Source organism: Streptomyces sp. NPDC004667, assembly GCF_040609475.1.
In the GTDB taxonomy this organism is placed as follows: domain Bacteria; phylum Actinomycetota; class Actinomycetes; order Streptomycetales; family Streptomycetaceae; genus Streptomyces.
The window spans coordinates 93,448-109,851 of record NZ_JBEXKC010000019.1 but is presented as its reverse complement, the minus strand read 5'-3'; the positions used below and the strand labels follow the sequence as shown (position 1 = coordinate 109,851).

General features: G+C 73.4%; 12 protein-coding genes. 8 read left to right on the top strand and 4 right to left on the bottom strand.

The annotated features are described in order from the left end of the window. Nucleotides 1-76: 76 nt before the first annotated feature. A complete protein-coding gene (locus ABZW32_RS13910; RefSeq protein ID WP_030230767.1) occupies nt 77-403 on the bottom strand; it encodes a WhiB family transcriptional regulator in 327 nt (108 codons plus the stop codon). A 380-nt stretch (nt 404-783) separates the two neighbouring features. Between ABZW32_RS13910 and ABZW32_RS13905 the strand changes: the two genes are divergently transcribed. From ABZW32_RS13905 to ABZW32_RS13890, 4 genes are all read left to right on the top strand, one after another. Further along, nucleotides 784-1,395: a response regulator transcription factor gene (locus tag ABZW32_RS13905; RefSeq protein WP_003948568.1), complete on the top strand. Its 612-nt coding sequence runs from the start codon at nt 784-786 to the stop codon at nt 1,393-1,395. Nucleotides 1,396-1,785: 390 nt separating this feature from the next. After that, nucleotides 1,786-2,415 carry a sigma-70 family RNA polymerase sigma factor gene (locus ABZW32_RS13900; protein WP_356215140.1) on the top strand — a complete coding sequence of 210 codons (630 nt, stop codon included), beginning with the start codon at nt 1,786-1,788 and terminating at the stop codon, nt 2,413-2,415. Between the two features lie 152 nt (nt 2,416-2,567). Next, entirely contained in the window at nt 2,568-4,076 is a 1,509-nt protein-coding gene (guaB, locus tag ABZW32_RS13895; protein ID WP_356215138.1) for an IMP dehydrogenase, read from the top strand. Nucleotides 4,077-4,224: 148 nt separating this feature from the next. Continuing rightward, the gene (locus ABZW32_RS13890; protein WP_285535322.1) at nt 4,225-5,349 is read left to right on the top strand and encodes a GuaB3 family IMP dehydrogenase-related protein; all 1,125 of its coding nucleotides are present in this window, start codon (nt 4,225-4,227) and stop codon (nt 5,347-5,349) included. Nucleotides 5,350-5,434: 85 nt separating this feature from the next. Here ABZW32_RS13890 and ABZW32_RS13885 read toward each other — a convergent pair whose 3' ends face one another. Next, the gene (locus tag ABZW32_RS13885) at nt 5,435-6,043 is read right to left on the bottom strand and encodes a helix-turn-helix domain-containing protein (RefSeq protein WP_356215136.1); all 609 of its coding nucleotides are present in this window, start codon (nt 6,041-6,043) and stop codon (nt 5,435-5,437) included. 82 nt (nt 6,044-6,125) lie between these two features. On the opposite strand from ABZW32_RS13885, the gene ABZW32_RS13880 reads away from it, so the two are divergent. Further along, the gene (locus ABZW32_RS13880; protein ID WP_356215134.1) at nt 6,126-6,557 is read left to right on the top strand and encodes a DUF4345 domain-containing protein; all 432 of its coding nucleotides are present in this window, start codon (nt 6,126-6,128) and stop codon (nt 6,555-6,557) included. On the opposite strand, the gene ABZW32_RS13875 is transcribed toward ABZW32_RS13880, so the two are convergent. Next, a complete protein-coding gene (locus ABZW32_RS13875) occupies nt 6,554-7,033 on the bottom strand; it encodes a hypothetical protein (RefSeq protein WP_356215132.1) in 480 nt (159 codons plus the stop codon). The two genes, ABZW32_RS13880 and ABZW32_RS13875, sit on opposite strands and share 4 nt — an antisense overlap. Before the next feature lie 138 nt (nt 7,034-7,171). After that, the gene (locus tag ABZW32_RS13870; RefSeq protein WP_356215130.1) at nt 7,172-8,401 is read right to left on the bottom strand and encodes a nucleotide sugar dehydrogenase; all 1,230 of its coding nucleotides are present in this window, start codon (nt 8,399-8,401) and stop codon (nt 7,172-7,174) included. Between the two features lie 276 nt (nt 8,402-8,677). Between ABZW32_RS13870 and ABZW32_RS13865 the strand changes: the two genes are divergently transcribed. The 3 genes from ABZW32_RS13865 (at nt 8,678) to ABZW32_RS13855 (ending at nt 16,322) form a co-directional block, all read left to right on the top strand. Then, the gene (locus ABZW32_RS13865; RefSeq protein WP_356215128.1) at nt 8,678-10,384 is read left to right on the top strand and encodes a glycerol-3-phosphate dehydrogenase/oxidase; all 1,707 of its coding nucleotides are present in this window, start codon (nt 8,678-8,680) and stop codon (nt 10,382-10,384) included. Nucleotides 10,385-10,651: 267 nt separating this feature from the next. After that, nucleotides 10,652-13,303: a protein kinase gene (locus ABZW32_RS13860; protein WP_356215126.1), complete on the top strand. Its 2,652-nt coding sequence runs from the start codon at nt 10,652-10,654 to the stop codon at nt 13,301-13,303. Nucleotides 13,304-13,421: 118 nt separating this feature from the next. Then, nucleotides 13,422-16,322 (top strand): protein kinase, encoded by a 2,901-nt coding sequence (locus ABZW32_RS13855; RefSeq protein ID WP_356215124.1) that lies wholly within the window; start codon nt 13,422-13,424, stop codon nt 16,320-16,322. Nucleotides 16,323-16,404 lie beyond the last annotated feature (82 nt).

The window sequence follows — 16,404 nt, the reverse complement described above, 5'->3', positions numbered from 1 at the left end:
CCGTCCGGCGCGGCGCCGGGGAGGGCGGGAGATCAGGCGAAACGTTCCTTCGGAGGTTCCTGCCGCCGCTCGGCGGTCAGTGCGGGGCGATGGGGCCGATCGTGCTCGACGCGGGGATCAGGCGGTGCCGCGCGCGGCCCATCAGCTCCTCGCGTTCGTCCTCGGTGAGGCCGCCCCACACCCCGTAGGGCTCGCGGACGGCCAGTGCGTGCGCGGCGCATTCCGAACGCACCGGGCATCTCATGCAGACCTCTTTAGCGGAGGCCTCGCGCGCACTCCTGGCCGCACCCCGCTCGCCCTCCGGGTGGAAGAACAGGGAGCTGTCGACCCCGCGGCAGGCAGCCAGCAGCTGCCAGTCCCAGAGGTCGGCGTTCGGTCCGGGGAGGCGGGAGAAATCTGCCATGGGTAGTCCCTCTTGGTGCCGGTACTGAGGCGGATACGGTCCATGTCTCCACACCTACTGTCGTAGTAGATGTAAATATGACTCATTGGGAATCTAGCCTCAGACACATGCCAAACGGAAGAAAAGCCGCCAAATAGGGCATAGCTCCAGATGGAGGACAGCTCGCTCGTGGCTCCGGCGTCGTGATCGCTTCCTCACGTAGAGTGCCGAAGGTGTCCGTCCGACCCGTAACTCTTTCGAGTGACCATCGTTGAGAGAGCGAGTGCGGTTGAACCGAGAAGTTCCCGGACAGGTGTCCGAGGGCATCGATCGCACAGGTGACGATACGTACCAGCCTGGAGGCTCAAGGTGACGCGCATCAGCAGCTGCGGAGGGCGGTCATGACTTCCGTCCTCGTCTGCGACGACTCCCCGCTTGCCCGAGAGGCGCTCCGTCGCGCGGTTGCCACCGTGCCCGGCGTCGAGCGTGTGACGACGGCAGCCAACGGCGAGGAAGTCCTCCGCCGCTGGGGTGCCGACCGCTCCGACCTGATTCTGATGGATGTACGCATGCCGGGGCTGGGCGGTGTCGAGACGGTCCGCCGGCTCCTGTCCGCCGACCCGGGCGCCCGCATCATCATGCTGACGGTCGCCGAGGACCTGGACGGGGTGGCCCTCGCGGTCGCCGCCGGCGCCCGCGGCTACCTGCACAAGGACGCCTCGCGCGCCGAACTGCGGGCCACGGTCACCCAGGCCCTCGCCGACCCGACCTGGCGACTGGCCCCGCGCCGGCTGCGCTCGGCCGAGATGGGCGCCGCGCCCACGCTCACCGCGCGCGAGATCCAGGTGCTGGAAGGCATGAGCCACGGCCGTTCCAACGCGGAGATCGGGCGCGAGCTCTTCCTCTCCGAGGACACGGTAAAGACCCACGCCCGCAGGCTGTTCAAGAAGCTCGGCGCCTCGGACCGGGCGCACGCCGTGGCGCTCGGCTTCCGCTGGGGCCTCGTCCGCTGACCTGCGGGATCCCCGACCGGTCGTCCCGAGCGGTCCCGTCCGCCGCCGGCGGACGGGGCGGCACGCGCCCCGGCCCCCGCGGGGAGGTGCCCGCCGCCCCGTCGGCGGCGCCGCGCGGACACCGCCGTACGTCGCGTCGTACCCGGTGACCCGCCGGGGATTGGCGGTGCACAATCCGGGGGACGTGTCGCTTCGGGCGCGATGCCGCATCCTTGGTGGTGTGCCGCATTCTTGGAGAGGTCGAGTCCCCGGGGCCCCGGGGGCGACGATTCGGGCCGAGCGGAGGGGAGGGCGCACATGATGAGTTCCGGCGCACCCGCTCATAACGCTTCGATGCACAACACGGACCACGGTGCCGCGAATGCTCCGGCGCCAAGGCACCATGGATTGATGCGCGACGACGAGGCCCTGGGATCCCCCACGGCCACAGCACCCACCGGCGCCGCCAAGGGCGGCGGAGCCGGGGCCGTCAGCGCGCTCGTGCGCCGTGCGGTGGAGGGCGACGAGCAGGCCACGCACGATCTGCTGGCCTTCGTACACCCCCTGGCCATCCGCTACTGCCGCACCCGGCTCTCGCGGCTCCCCGGTGACGCCCGTCACTTCGTGGAGGACCTGGCGCAGGAGGTCTGCGTCGCCGTCCTGATGGCGCTGCCGCGCTACCGGGACACCGGCCGGCCCTTCGAGGCCTTCGTCTTCGCCATCGCCGCGCACAAGGTCGCCGACCTCCAGCGGGCCGCCATGCGGCACCCGGGGAGCACGGCCGTGCCGTCCGACGAGATGCCGGAACGGCCCGACGACTCGCTGGGCCCCGAGGAGCGGGCCCTGCTCAGCAGCGACGCCGCCTGGGCCAAGAAGCTGCTGGCCAACCTGCCGGAGAACCAGCGCGAGCTGCTGGTGCTGCGGGTGGCCGTCGGCCTGACCGCGGAGGAGACCGGCCAGATGCTCGGGATGTCCCCGGGCGCGGTGCGGGTCGCGCAGCACCGGGCGCTGAGCAGGCTGCGGGCCCTGGCGGAACAGTGACGGGTCGCGCGGTCCCGCTGTGTGACTCCGGGCCGCGCGATCCATCGTAGGAAACGACGAATCTTCTGCTTGACCTTGGTCGTGGAATGAGACGCGTCGGGATCCCGTTAGCATGGACATCCGCGCAGAGCAAGACCATTTGGGAAGGTGTCATGACCGACAGCGGTTCGACCGGAGTACCCGACAAGTTCGCCACGCTCGGACTGACCTACGACGACGTGCTGCTGCTGCCGGGCGCGTCGGACATGGCGCCTGACGCGATCGACACCTCTTCCCTCATCTCGCGCAACGTCCGAGTGAACGTTCCGCTGCTGTCCGCCGCCATGGACAAGGTCACCGAGTCGCGCATGGCCATCGCGATGGCCCGTCAGGGCGGCGTCGGCGTCCTGCACCGCAACCTCTCCATCGCCGACCAGGCCAACCAGGTCGACCTCGTCAAGCGCTCCGAGTCCGGCATGGTCACCGACCCGATCACGGTGCACCCGGACGCGACCCTGCGCGAGGCAGACGAGCTGTGCGCGAAGTTCCGCATCTCCGGCGTCCCGGTGACCGACCCGGCCGGCAAGCTCCTCGGCATCGTCACCAACCGCGACATGGCCTTCGAGTCGGACCGCAGCCGCCAGGTGCGCGAGGTCATGACCCCGATGCCGCTGGTCACGGGCAAGGTCGGCATCTCCGGCGTGGACGCCATGGAGCTGCTGCGCCGCCACAAGATCGAGAAGCTGCCGCTGGTCGACGAGGCGGGCATCCTCAAGGGCCTGATCACGGTCAAGGACTTCGTCAAGGCCGAGAAGTACCCGAACGCCGCCAAGGACAAGGACGGCCGGCTGCTCGTCGGCGCGGCCGTCGGCGTGGCGGGCGACGCGTACGAGCGCGCCCAGGCGCTGATCGAGGCGGGCGCCGACTTCATCGTCGTCGACACCGCCCACGGCCACTCCCGCCTGGTCGGCGACATGGTCGCCAAGATCAAGTCGAACGCCGGCGTGGACGTCATCGGCGGCAACGTCGCCACCCGCGACGGCGCGCAGGCGCTGATCGACGCCGGCTGCGACGGCATCAAGGTCGGCGTCGGCCCCGGTTCCATCTGCACCACCCGCGTCGTCGCCGGCATCGGCGTCCCGCAGGTCACCGCGATCTACGAGGCCTCGCTGGCCGCCAAGGCCGCGGGCGTCCCGGTCATCGGCGACGGCGGCCTGCAGTACTCCGGCGACATCGCCAAGGCCCTGGTCGCGGGCGCCGACACGGTGATGCTCGGCTCGCTCCTCGCGGGCTGCGAGGAGTCCCCGGGCGAGCTGCTCTTCATCAACGGCAAGCAGTTCAAGTCGTACCGCGGCATGGGCTCGCTCGGCGCGATGCAGTCCCGCGGGGAGCAGAAGTCCTTCTCCAAGGACCGCTACTTCCAGGAGGGCGTCGGCGGTGACGACAAGCTGATCCCCGAGGGCATCGAGGGCCAGGTCCCCTACCGCGGCCCGCTCTCCGCGGTCGTGCACCAGCTCGTCGGGGGCCTGCGCCAGTCGATGTTCTACGTCGGCGGGCGCACCGTTCCCGAGCTCCAGGACCGGGGCCGCTTCGTCCGGATCACCTCGGCGGGCCTCAAGGAGAGCCACCCGCACGACATCCAGATGACGGTCGAGGCACCGAACTACAGCCGCAAGGGCTGAAGCGCGTGAGGTGAGGGGCGGACCCGGCGAAAGTGCCGGGTCCGCCCCTTCGCCGTGCGCGCGTACGTCCGTACAGCGGTCACCGAAACGCAAGGCTCCGCCCGTCGGGGATACTGGACGGGCAGACCCAGAGGAAAGGCCACCACACGTGACTGAGATCGAGATCGGGCGCGGCAAGCGCGGCCGCCGGGCGTACGCCTTCGACGACATCGCCATCGTCCCCAGCCGGCGTACGCGGGACCCGAAGGAGGTCTCGATCGCCTGGCAGATCGACGCGTACCGCTTCGAGCTTCCCTTCCTGGCCGCCCCCATGGACTCGGTGGTCTCCCCGCAGACCGCGATCCGCATCGGTGAGCTCGGCGGCCTCGGCGTGCTGAACCTCGAAGGCCTGTGGACCCGCTACGAGGACCCGCAGCCGCTGCTCGACGAGATCGCGGAGCTGGACGAGGAGACCGCGACCCGCCGTCTCCAGGAGATCTACTCCGCGCCGATCCAGGCGGACCTGATCCGTCAGCGGATCAAGGAGGTGCGCGACTCCGGCGTCGTCACCGCCGCCGCGCTCTCCCCGCAGCGCACGGCCGAGTTCTCCAAGGCCGTCGTGGACGCGGGCGTGGACATCTTCGTCATCCGCGGCACCACCGTGTCGGCGGAGCACGTCTCCGGCGCCGCCGAGCCGCTGAACCTCAAGCAGTTCATCTACGAGCTCGACGTCCCCGTCATCGTGGGCGGCTGCGCCACCTACACGGCCGCCCTGCACCTGATGCGCACCGGCGCGGCGGGCGTGCTGGTCGGCTTCGGCGGCGGCGCCGCGCACACCACCCGCAACGTGCTGGGCATCCAGGTCCCGATGGCCACCGCCGTCGCGGACGTGGCCGCGGCCCGCCGCGACTACATGGACGAGTCCGGTGGCCGCTACGTGCACGTCATCGCCGACGGCGGCGTGGGCTGGTCCGGCGACATCCCGAAGGCCGTCGCCTGCGGCGCCGACGCCGTGATGATGGGCTCCCCGCTGGCCCGTGCCACGGACGCGCCCGGCAAGGGCAACCACTGGGGCATGGAGGCCGTCCACGAGGACGTGCCGCGCGGCAAGAAGGTCGACCTCGGCACCGTGGGCACCACCGAGGAGATCCTCACCGGTCCCTCGCACACCCCCGACGGCTCGATGAACATCTTCGGCGCGCTGCGCCGCTCGATGGCCACCACCGGCTACAGCGAGCTCAAGGAGTTCCAGCGGGTCGAGGTCACGGTCGCGGACTCGCAGCACCGCCGCTGACCCGGTTGCCGGGTCGCTCCCGTACGTACGCCGGAGGGCCGGTACCCCCATGTGGGGTACCGGCCCTCCGGCGTACTCCGTCCGGTCAGCGCCCTGCCGCGGCGGGCAGCGGGCGCAGCCCGGGGACGGTCGCGAGGGCGCCGGTGAGGGCGCCGACGCAGATGTCGGCGAGCGCGGTGCGGGAGTAGGCGCCGTCGAGGAGCCAGTCCACGCACAGCGCGCGGACGAAGACCAGCCAGCTCGTCACCACGGCCGAGACCATGGCGTACTGCTCCTCGGCGGGGGCGGTGACGGTCAGCAGGTGGGCGCGCAGGCCGGCCAGTTCGTCGTCGATGATCGCCTGCACCACCGGGTCGCCGGCGAGCGTGCGGTTGGCGGCGAGGACGGTGTTGCGGTTCGCGGCGAAGTAGTCGATGTGCGTGTCGAGTCCGGCCCGGAGCCAGGCGGAGGCGGGGACGTCCGGGTCGAGCGCGGTCGAGGACAGGAGGCGGTCCGAGGCCTCCCGGTAGACGGCGGCGAACAGCTCCCGCTTGCCCGGGAAGTAGCGGTAGAGCAGGGCGCGGGAGACCCCGGCCCGCTCGGCGACCTCCTCCATGAGGACGTCCTCGTACGGCTTCGCGGCGAAGAGGGCGGCTCCGACGGCGCGCAGCTGGGCGCGGCGGTCGTCGGGGGAGAGGCGGCGGCGCGTGGTCATCCGCCCAAGTTACTTGACGCGTGTCTACTACGCTCCTACGCTCACCCCAAGTTGACGTGTGTCTACTAAGCGGGGTGGGGTCGTGAGCAGGCACGGACTTCTGAAGGGGCTCGCCTGGGCCATGGGCGTGGCCTGCGTGGCGATCGGGCTCTACCACCTGGTGCTGGGCATCGCCTCGGTGCCCGGCACCGAGGGGGCGGGGCCGGCGGCGGTGACCGTGGACAGCCGGGAGCGCTTCTACAACGCGATCTTCGTCGGGTTCGGGCTGGCCTGGATCGAGACCGCCCGCCGTACGCCGGTCCCGGCGCGTGCCGTCCGGTGGCTGTCGGCGGTCTTCCTGCTCGGCGGCGTGGGGCGGGTGCTGTCCGTGGCGGTCCACGGATGGCCGCACTGGTTCCAGATCCCGTTGGCGGCGCTGGAGCTCGGCCTGCCGCCGCTGTACTTCTGGCTGGCCGACGCGGACGAGCGGCGGGCCGCCGGAGCGGCCCGCGGCGACGGCGTCCGGACGGCCTAGGTGGCGGTCTTGCGGGAGATCTGGAACGCGGCGTACCCGCCGATGGCGAGGAAGACGAACGTCAGCGGGTCCGCTGCTTCCTTCCAGACCTCCATGAGGGGGGAGGCGCCCTGGCCGAGGATGTCGAAGGCGCTGACCTGGAGTTTGCCGGCGAAGATCAGGACGATGGCGAACAGCTGGCCGGCGAAGACGGCGGCCAGTGCGAGCAGCGCGGCGACGGGCGGCAGGGCGGGGCTGCGGCCGCCGGCCTTGCCCGCGGCGAAACCGACCAGGGCGCCGACGCCGACGGCCGCGTAGCCGATCTGGTGATCGGTGGCGCTGATGATCCAGCCGTAGACGGCGGCGGCCGCGATCGCCGCGACGACGGCGGCGAGGACGCCGAGGCCGGGGCTGCTGTAGGCGGGCGCGGGCGCGGGAGCCGGGGCTTCGGCGTAGGGCGAGGGCGCGGGCGTGGGCGGCTGGAAGTTCTGGCTCATCGGAAATCCCCCCCAGGGATCGGTAAACACGCACGTACGTACGGTGGTCAGTCGTAAGTACGAGATAAGTGACGCCGCAGGCTAGCAGGGGGCGCCGACATCCGACGGGGTATTTCGGGGCGTGGGACCGGACCGGTGTCAGAGGCGGTGGGCCGCCCCGGCCGGGCTGGCGCCCCGGGTGTCGAGGAGCAGCTGGGCCTTCACCGCGAGCCCCTGGAGGTCGTACGTGCGGTGGTGCTGGAGCAGGATCGTCAGGTCGGCGTTGGCGGCGGCCTCGTAGAGCGAATCGGCGCGGGGCACGGGCCGGTCGCGCACCCGCCAGCCCGCGACGTACGGGTCGTGGTAGCTGACCTGGGCCCCGAGGTCGAGGAGCCGGCTGGCGATCTCGCGGGCCGGGGAGCCCTCCTGGTCGGCGAGGTCCTGCTTGTAGGTGACGCCGAGCAGCAGGACGCGGGCGCCGCGGGCGGATTTGCCGTGCTCGTTGAGCAGGGTGGCCGAGCGCTGGATGACGTACTGCGGCATCCGGTTGTTGATCTCCTGCGCCAGGCCGACCATGCGCAGCGGGTGCCCGGGGGTGCGGGTGGTGTGCGGGAGGTAGTTGGGGTCGAGGGGGACGCCGTGTCCGCCGACGCCCGGGCCCGGACGGAAGGCCTGGAACCCGTACGGCTTCGTCTCGGCGCACCGGACGACGTCCCAGAGGTCGACGCCGAGGTCGTGGCAGAGCACCGCCATCTCGTTCATGAGGGCGATGTTCACGTGCCGGTAGTTGGTCTCCAGGAGCTGGACCGTCTCGGCCTCGCGCAGGCCGCGGGCGCGCACCACCTTCTCGGTGAGGCGGGCGTAGAAGGCGTGCGCGGATTCCGTGCAGGCGGGGGTGAGGCCGCCGATGACCTTGGGGGTGTTGGCGATGCCGTGGGTGCGGTTGCCGGGATCGTGGCGGGCGGGGGAGTAGGCCAGGTGGAAGTCGCGCCCGGCGCGCAGTCCGGAGCCGCTCTCCAGGATGGGGCGCAGGTAGTCCTCGGTGACGCCCGGGTGGACGGCGGATTCGAGGATCACCGTGGTGTGCGGGCGCAGCCGGGCGGCCAGCGCGCGGCCCGCCTCGCCGACGGCGGAGAGGTCCAGTGCCCGGTCGGCGCCCAGCTGGGTGGGGGCGCAGACGACGGCGGTGCGGACCCGGCCGAGGTCGGCGGGGTTGGTGGTGACCCGGAAGCCGGCCGCCGACATGCGGCGGACCTCGGCCGCGGTGAGGCTGCTGTCCGTGGCGGGGCCGCTGTCGTAGCCGATGGTCTCGATCCCGGCGGCGACGGCCGCCTGGGCGAGGGGGAGGCCGAGGTGGCCGAGTCCGATGACGGCGAGATCTGCGGGCATGGGGGGCCGTCCCTTCCCTTCCCTGGCATGAGGGGGCGGTGCGCGCGCGTCCCCGGGAGGGGGGTCCGGACGGGTCCGGAGGCCGCCGAGAGCTGGCGCAATGTCAGACTAGGCGTATATATGACAGATATGTCGCATTGCGGGGTGGTGGCTACCGTTGTGTTGTCCACAGCCGGTGGCCGATGTCGGTGCGGCCGGTCAGAATCGTGAAACGGGAGATGTGAGCGGGATCACCCGCATCGAGCGGGGTTCGGCCCGCACCAACGGGAGGCAGCCGTGAGGACAGCGACACTGGGGCCGGCGCAGCGGGCGGAGGCGCTCGCCCGGATGGCCGAACGGGAACTGGACGTGCTGGTCGTCGGCGCGGGGGTGGTCGGCGCCGGCACGGCGCTGGACGCGGTCACCCGGGGCCTCTCGACGGGTCTGGTGGAGGCCCGGGACTGGGCGTCCGGCACGTCGAGCCGGTCGAGCAAGCTCATCCACGGCGGGCTCAGGTACCTGGAGATGCTCGACTTCGCGCTCGTACGGGAGGCATTGAAGGAGCGCGGCCTGCTGCTGGAGCGCCTCGCCCCGCACCTGGTGAAGCCGGTGCCGTTCCTGTACCCGCTCCAGCACAAGGCCTGGGAGCGCTTCTACGCAGGTTCGGGCGTGGCCCTCTACGACGCCATGTCGTTCTCCAGCGGGCACGGGCGCGGCCTGCCCACCCACCGGCACCTCTCGCGCCGCAGGGCGCTGCGGATCGCGCCGGCCCTGCGCAAGGACGCGCTCGTGGGCGCCCTGCAGTACTACGACGCCCAGATGGACGACGCCCGCTACGTCGCCACCCTCGTGCGGACGGCCGCCGCGTACGGGGCGCACTGCGCCAACCGGGCGAGGGTGGTCGCCTTCCTGCGCGAGGGCGAACGGGTGGTGGGGGTCCGGGTCCGGGACGTGGAGGGCGGCGGGGAGTACGAGATCCGCGCCCAGCAGGTGGTCAACGCGACCGGGGTGTGGACCGACGACACCCAGGCGCTCATCGGGGAGCGCGGGCAGTTCCACGTGCGGGCGTCGAAGGGGATCCACCTGGTCGTCCCGAAGGACCGGATCCATTCGAGCACCGGGCTGATCCTGCGGACGGAGAAGTCGGTGCTGTTCGTCATCCCGTGGGGCCGCCACTGGATCGTGGGCACCACCGACACCGACTGGGACCTGGACAAGGCCCACCCGGCCGCTTCGAGCGCGGACATCGACTACCTGCTGCAGCACGTGAACTCGGTGCTGGCGGTGCCGCTGACCCGGGACGACGTCCAGGGGGTCTACGCGGGCCTGCGGCCGCTGCTGGCCGGGGAGTCGGACGCGACGAGCAAGCTGTCGCGCGAGCACACCGTGGCCCATCCGGTGCCGGGGCTGGTGGTGGTGGCCGGCGGCAAGTACACGACGTACCGGGTGATGGCCAAGGACGCGGTCGACGAGGCGGTGCACGGCCTCGACCGGCGGGTGGCGGAGTGCGTCACGGAGGACGTCCCCCTGGTGGGGGCCGAGGGCTACCGGGCCCTGTGGAACGCCCGCGCGGGGACGGCGGCGCGAACGGGGCTCCATGTGGTGCGGGTGGAACACCTGTTGAACCGGTACGGATCCCTGACGGAGGAGATCCTCGAACTGATCGCGGCCGACCCGTCGCTGGGCGAGGCGTTGACCGGGGCGGACGACTACCTGCGGGCCGAGGTCGTCTACGCCGCCTCGCACGAGGGGGCCCGGCACCTGGACGACGTCCTGACGCGCCGGACCCGGATCTCGATCGAGACCTTCGACCGGGGGACCCGATCGGCCCGCGAGTGCGCGGAATTGATGGCTCCGGTGCTGGGGTGGGACAAGCACCAGATCGAGAAGGAGGTCGAACACTACGAGAAGAGGGTCCAGGCGGAGCGCGAATCCCAGCGCCAGCCGGACGACCAGACGGCGGACGCGGCGCGGCTGGGGGCGCCGGACATCGTTCCGTTGTAACTCCGCGACGCGGCGGGGGGAACCGTCGGACCCGGGGCTTCCGTCCGATGCGGAGTGAGCAACAATGAGGTTTCTGCCGGGGTGGGTTACCGTGCCCCCCGGCGGCTGCCGGGGCAGCCGGGGCAGGCTGCACGAACGCAGAGGGGACGCATGTCGAAGCCGGAGCACACCGAATCGCCTGCCGGGGCGCCAGCCGGGCCGCCTGCGGCGGAGCTGGACGGTGACGCGGCGACCGCGTCCGGGGACGCCGGCGCCGGGTCCGTGAAGGTGCCGAAGGCACGTTCCGCCGGCGGGACCTCCGGGACCTCCGCTGCCGGGAAGCCCGTTGCCGCGAAGCCTGCCGCCGGTGCGGCGGACGGGCCCGGGGAGGCGGCTGCTCCCGCCGACGGCGGGGCCGAGCCGGCCGCTTCCCGCCCGCTGCGCAGCACCGCTGACGGATCGAATCGCGGCGCGGACGAGACCCCCGCCGCCGACGCCGCCTCCGCCGCGGCCGAGGTCAAGGCCGGATCCGGCCCCGGCGGTGCGGCGGAGACGAAGCCCGCTGCCGATGCCGGGCCGGCGGATGCCGAGGAGGACGGGGCGAAGGCCTCTCCCGAGAAGGCCTCTCCCGTGAAGGCCTCGCTGGTGAAGGCCTCTCCCGAGGAGGCCTCCCCTGTGAAGGCCTCTCCCGTGAAGGCCTCGCCGGTGAAGGCCTCTCCCGAGGAGGCCTCCCCTGTGAAGGCCTCAGCCGTGACGTCCGGTTCCGGGGCGGCCGACGCGAAGGCCGACGCCCCCGCCCCCGCCGCCGAGGAGCCCGCGGCCGACGCCGCCGACGCCGCCGACGACCGTGCGCAGCCCGTGAAGGCGGACGCGACGTCCGTGGCCGCGAAGGGCGTTGCCCCCGGCGGGGCGAAGCCCGCGGGCCCGAAGGCCACCTCCGGCGCGGCCCCCGCCGCCGACGCTGGCAAGGACGCTTCCGGAGCCGTGGGCAAGGCCGCTGACGAGGGCTCGGAGGCCGCCAAGGCCGACGACGGCAAGGACCGGGGCCGGCTGCTCGCGCGCCGGTACCGGCTCGGGGCCGTGCTCGGCAAGGGCGGCATGGGCACCGTGTGGCGGGCCGAGGACGAGATCCTCGGACGCACCGTCGCCGTCAAGGAACTCCGTTTCAGCACCGGCGTGGACGAGGACGAGAAGCGCCGCCTGATCACGCGCACCCTCCGCGAGGCCAAGGCGATCGCGCGGATCCGCAGCGAGGGCGCCGTCACCGTCTTCGACGTCGTCGACGAGGACGGCCGCCCCTGGATCGTCATGGAGCTCGTCGAGGGCGCCTCCCTCGCCGAGTTCATCCGGGAGAACGGCCCCCTGACCCCGCGCCGCGCCGCAGAGGTCGGCCTCGCGGTCCTGGACGTGCTCCGGGCCGCGCACGGCCAGGGCATCCTGCACCGCGACGTGAAGCCGTCCAACGTGCTCATCGCCGCGAGCGGCCGCGTCGTGCTCACCGACTTCGGCATCGCGCAGGTCGAGGGCGACCCCTCGATCACCTCCACCGGCATGCTCGTCGGCGCCCCCTCCTACATCTCCCCCGAACGCGCCCGCGGCCAGAAGCCCGGCCCGCCCGCCGACATGTGGTCCCTCGGCGGACTCCTGTACGCGGCCGTGGAGGGCGTGCCCCCGTACGACAAGGGCTCCGCGCTCGCCACCCTCACCGCGGTGATGACCGAGCCCGTGGACCCGCCGAAGAACGCCGGTCCGCTGACCGAGATCATCTACGGGCTGCTGGTCAAGGACCCGGCCGGGCGGCTGGACGACGACGCCGCCAGGGCGATGCTCACGGCGGTGCTCAACGCCCCCGACCCCGAGCCCGAGCCGGTGGCCGAGCCGGTTCCGGCGGTCGAGGAGACCCGGCCGATATCCCTCACCAAGGCGGACGTCGAGGCGGAGAAGGCCGCCGAGAAGGCGGCCAAGAAGGAACGCGAGCGGCGGGACCGCGAACAGCGCGAACGCACCCGCGCCGCGCTGAAGTCGGCCCGCAAGGCGGCCGCCGCCGCTGCCGCGGCCCCGCCGGCCAGGCCCGCACCGGTCAAGGCGCCGCTCACCGACGTGATGTCGCGCCGCACCATCGTCCTCGCGATAGCCGGCGTGGTGGTCGTCCTGGCCGTGCTCGGCACGCTGATCGGCTACCTCCTCAGCGGCGGCGACAAGGACTCCGGCAGCAAGAACGAGGGCAAGGGCGGGCCCACCCCCGCCGCGTCCGGGGCCAAGTCCCCGGGCGCCCAGGCCCCCGCCGCCCCGCCCGCGGCCTCCCCCGTCGCCTCGGCCGGTTCCTCACCGTCCGCGGGCCCGAGCGCGGCCGCGTCCGGCGCCGCCCCGAGCGGTGACCCCGGCCAGGGGCAGTCCCAGGGCCAAGGCCAGGGCCAGGGCACCGGCCAGACGCAGAGCAGCCAGGGCCAGGGCGCCAGCCCCGGCAACCCCGGCGGCGCCCTCCCGGCCGGGTTCAGCACGGTGACGGACCTGCGGTACCACTTCTCGATGGGGATGCCCGAGGGCTTCCACCAGACCGACACCGCGGGCCAGGACTCCGGCGCGATCTACAGCCGCGACGGCGGGTTCCCGCGCATCCAGGTCGACTACACCGACAGCCCGGGCTCCGACGCCCGCGCCGCCTGGCTGGAGATAGCCCCCGGCGTGTCCGGCAGCAGCAAGGGCTATCACCTCGTACGCCTGGAGACAGTGGACTACCGGGGCTATCCGACCGTCGCCGACTGGGAGTTCGAGCGGGAGCAGAAGGGGGTCAAGGTCCGGGTCCTCGACCGGGGTTTCCGGATGGACGCGAAGCACGGCTACGCGATCATGATCACCTGCGCCGCCGACCAGTGGGACGGCCCGGAATGCACGCAGCTGCGCAACGTGGCGTTCCAGACCTTCCAGTCGTTGGGCTGACGGGCCGCGCAAGCCCGGGACGCGGGCGCCCCGGGCGACGTATCGTGTTCAGCGGGGCCACGGGGGACCCCTCGTCCGGCTGCCGCCGGGAGGTGCCCCCGCACTCGGGGGAGGCGATGTGGAGGAGTACGCGGGCCGGATCCTGGCCGAGCGCTACCGCCTGCCGCTGCCGCCCTCCGACGAGTACGAACTGATAGAGACCCGCGCCTTCGACACGCGCAGCGGTCAGGAAGTCCTCGTACACCAGGTGCCGTTGCCGGAGGTCGTCGACGCGGAGCTGCTCGACGGGACCCCCGCCCCGGCGGGCGCGGCCGGGGAACTCCCCGCGGTGCGCAGGGCGATCGCCGCCGCCCAGGCCGCGGCCTCCGTACCGGACCACCCCCGGCTCGACCAGGTCTTCGACGTGTTCGCGGAGGGCGAGTCGCTGTGGATAGTGAGCGAGCTCGTCCCCGCCAGGCCGCTCGCCGCGCTGATCGCCGACGAACCGCTGAGTCCCTACAGGGCGGCGGAAGTGGCCTCCGACGTGCTGACCGCGCTGCGCGTGCTGCACGCGCACGGCTGGACGCACCGCAACATCACCGTCCGGACCGTGCTGATATGCGAGGACGGACGGGTCGTCCTGACGGGTCTGGCGGCGGGTGCGGCCGAGGAGGCCCTGTGCGGGTACGACCCGGTCCCGGTGCCCGAGTCCGAACCGGACGCCGGGGACGCCGGGTCCGGCTCCGGATGGGGCGGAGCCCCGCCGCCCTTACCGCCCCCGCCGGCCCCCGAGCCACCGCCCGCCGCGCCCCCGGCCGAGGAGCCGGTGTACGCGCCCCTCGTGGCGCCCGGGTACGACACCGGGCCGCGCTACTCCGACCACATCGTCCCGGAGCCCGCGCGGCCCCCGCAGGACCGGGCCGCCGCGGAGGCCAGCGCCCGGGCCGGCACCGTCGCGGCCTACCGGGCCGGGACCCGGGCCGCCGCCGCCAAGGTGGCGCGGGACCGCGGCGAGCGCGGGCCGGTGGTGGTGCCGCAGCTGCCGCCGACCGGGGCCAACCTGCCGCAGGAGTACGCGTACCCGTACGGCGGGCCGGACACCGCCGCCCCGCCGCCCTGGCACGGCGCCACCCCCCGCCGCCCCGCCGAACCGGAGCCGGACCGGCAGGAGCCGGACGGTGAGGGGGAGTACGCGCAGCAGCCGTACCGGCAGGCTCCGCCCGCGCCGGACTCCGGCCGGCAGGGGCCGGACGCGGAGGCGGCGGACGGCGAGGGCGCGTACACGGAGCACCCGTACCGGCAGGGCCCGGACGGCGCAGGCGGTTACGCGCAGCAGCCGTACCGGCAGGCTCCGCCCGCACCCGACCCCGGCCGGCAGGGGCCGGACGCGGAGGAGCCGTACCGGCCGGAGGTGGAGCGGTGGTCCGGGGGGCGTGGCGGGGAGTCCGGGGCGCCGTCCGGGCTGCCCGCCCGGCTCGCCCTTCCGCAGGGCTACCGCCAGGCCGACGCCCCCGCCCCGCCGGGCGCCGCCCCGGACCGGCCGCAGGCCTTCCCGGGCTCGTCCCCGGCAGTCCCGGGCCCGCCCCCCGCCGTCCCGGACCGGCATTCCGCTGTCCCGGGCAGGCAGTCCGTCACTCCGGATCGGCAGTCCGCCGTCCCGGACCGGCAGTCCGTCACTCCGGATCGGCAGTCCGCCGTCCCGGACCGGCAGTCCGTCACCCCGGATCGGCAGTCCGCCGTCCCGGACCGGCAGTCCGCCGTCCCAGGCCGGCAGCCCCTCACCCCGAACCGGCCCCTGGCCGGATCGGCCGGGGGTAGGGGCGGTGCCTGGGGCGGCGGCCCGCGCACCGGACTCGACGCCGAGCGGGCCCGCCAGACCCGGATGGCCGTCGTCGGCCCCGTCACCGAGCGCTGGGCGCCGGAGCAGGCCGGCCCCGTCCACGGCCACTGGCAGCTCGCCGCGCCCGTCGGCCCCGCCACAGACCTGTGGGCCCTCGGCGCCCTGCTCTACCGCGCGGTCCAGGGACACGCCCCGTACCCCGAGGACAGCGTCGCCGAGCTGGTCGAGATGGTCTGCGCGGAGCCGCCCGCCTTCGCCGAGGAGTGCGGCCCGCTGCGCCCCGTCGTGGAGTCGCTGCTGCGCCAGGACCCCACCGAACGCCCCGACTTCGAGGAGCTGCGCGGCTGGCTGCGCTCCCTGGTGCGCTCCGCCCCGGAGCCCGACGGGGACCCGGCCCTGCTGCTGCCGCCGCCGGAGCCGGACCCCGCCCGGCTGCCCGTCGTCCGCCGGCGCGGCGAGCTGCACGGCCGCCACCGCAACCCCGCCGCCCCGCGGGGGCCGCGTTCCCTCGGCCGGACCCTGCTGGTCGGCGTACTGGCCCTGATGGCCGCCGCCGTCGCCTACGCGCTGTTGTTCATGCCGCGTTCCGCCGGCCCCGGTGAGCAGCGGGCCCAGCAGCCCACCGCCGCGCAGAGCCCCGCCCGCCCGAGCCCGTCCGGCTCCGCCCCCGGCCCGGCGACCCCCGGCGGCGGTTCCTCCGGGACCCCCGGCGGAACCCCGCAGTCCAAGCCCGCCCAGCAGCCGAACGCCCCCGAGGGCTACACCCTGGAGCGGGATCCGGAGCACTTCACGGTCGCCGTTCCCCAGGGCTGGACCCGCCGGAGCATCAACGAGGCCGGCCAGGTGCGCTACACGCAGGGCGCGTTCACCCTGGTCGTGGTCCCGGGCCGGGACCGGGTCGAGGGCAACCCGGACCCGAAGGCCTACCAGCAGGACAAGGAGCCGGAGCTGTCCCCGTACCGCAACTCCACCTGGGCGGAGTCGGGGGACGTCAAGAGCACCACGGTCGCCGGTCAGTTGCGCGTCACCGGCCGCTACACCTGGATCGACTCGACGGGCCGGTCCGTCCTGGCCCGCAACTTCGTCGTCGCCCTCGGCGGGAGCTACCACGTCGTCATGGTGACCGGCCCCAAGGACGAGGAGGACAAGGTCACGGACGTCTTCGAGAAGGCCACGGCGAGTTACCAGGCGGGCGGCTGACTGGATGTCAGTACGCCGATTGCGTCACAGTGCTGTCTCACCGGCCCCGCGCGGTTCCGGCAGCGCCCACAGGATCCGTAAT